This is a genomic window from Lacticaseibacillus songhuajiangensis (genome assembly GCF_003946025.1).
Classification (GTDB): Bacteria; Bacillota; Bacilli; order Lactobacillales; family Lactobacillaceae; genus Lacticaseibacillus; species Lacticaseibacillus songhuajiangensis.
This window is the reverse complement of record NZ_RHNR01000089.1, coordinates 1-1495: the sequence shown is the minus strand read 5'-3', so window position 1 is coordinate 1495 and position 1495 is coordinate 1. Positions and strand designations below refer to the sequence as shown.

The window sequence follows — 1495 nt, the reverse complement described above, 5'->3', positions numbered from 1 at the left end:
GTCTTATTCTTTTTGGCAGTAATCGAAATTGGTCTACTTAAAACTGCGAGAAGATTTTCCAAATTCGCCATGACCACACCAGTGTCTACGGCAACCGCAATTGTCTCTGCGGTCTTCTCTTTGACAAGATCCAGTCCGAGAGTACCCTTTACGAACGAGAATCGGCGTTCAATTTCGCCGCGGCGGTTCTCTGCGTCTTGATCCTGATGGCGCTGTGCTGGATCTACATGCTTTGGCTTACGTCCAAGCCGCGGTCCACTCACGCGGATACCAAGGTTGGCACACATCCCAATGTTTTCGCGAGTTCGATACAGTGTGTCCAACAGTACCTCGTCTGGATATTCGCCGTGCACATCGTAATAGTGATCAAGCGTCGAGCCAAGATCGCTACTTTCGTTGAAGGCATTGAAAGAGAAACGCTCAATGTCAATCACGCCATCCATGATCGAAACATCGATCTTTGGTCCAAACTCAACCGGGGACTTTGATTTACCTCGCATGACTGGACGAATCTCCGGCTGACTTAAGCTTACGATCCGGTTTTCGACACGATGCGTGTGGTTGCGATACATGTAATCTTGTTGGTCAAAGACTAAGCGAATGACGCCAAGTCGCTTAGCCCGCGCCGCGGTCAAGGTCGCACCTTGATCGATCATCTCATCGACGTATCGCAAATCACGACGGATGTATTGAAGTTGGGCTTTGATTTGCTTTTGTGTGAGCTTCCCCCAACGTCGTGGTTTGCGTGAAAAGGCAGTCCACTTTGCGTGAGCTTCACGCTTGTAAGTCCGTGGTGGTGCAATTTGAAGCTGTTTAGCCATGACCTTAATGTCATCTTCTAGGTTTGTTCTCGCCTGGTTAAGCAGATGCGTATCTTGGGGAAACTTGATATTCACCGGAGTACAGGTTGCGTCGGTGATCATGACTGACTTGGTTGGCAAGTGGCGTTGAAGTCGCTCGCGGACGGTATCGGTCATGATATTGCGAATCAATTCAGAAATCGGTGCGATCCGCCGACGAAAGTACGCCAGCGCCGTGTGATCGAATGGGGCTTTAAGTTGATATTGCGGAATGCCAATGAAGTATTGATAAGCCGGGGTGTCACGGATAGCTTTAACGACATCGCGATCAGACAACCCAGTACGCTGTTTGATTAGCTGAGCGCCGTATAGCAGTCGAAATGGTTTACCTGCACGGCCAAGCTTTGACGGAAAGGCCAATTGGTATGCCTCGCTTAACTTCTGCCATGGCATTTGATCCGCAAGCTGAACCCACTCGTTGTCTGCACTGAGCGGTGTGCTCAGTGCAGTACCAAAGGATTCAATTGAGAGTTGCGTGACTGTTTGACGATAAACCATGGATAACGCCTCCGATAGGGTTGTGTAAAGTGCATGGAGATTGACGGAATACCGGGAATTCCTATGCATCTATTATACAACGATAACGGGTTAAGGAACTGTTACAGATAGCTTGGACAAATTATTCACCAGCCACT

The 1495-nt window shown here is 48.9% G+C and carries 1 protein-coding gene; it reads right to left on the bottom strand.

What is annotated here, in order from left to right:
* Window positions 1-1358, bottom strand: a 1358-nt coding sequence (locus EKM97_RS11840; protein ID WP_225419288.1) for an IS5 family transposase, incomplete at its 3' end; no start/stop codon positions are given.
* Between the last annotated feature and the right edge of the window lie 137 nt (window positions 1359-1495).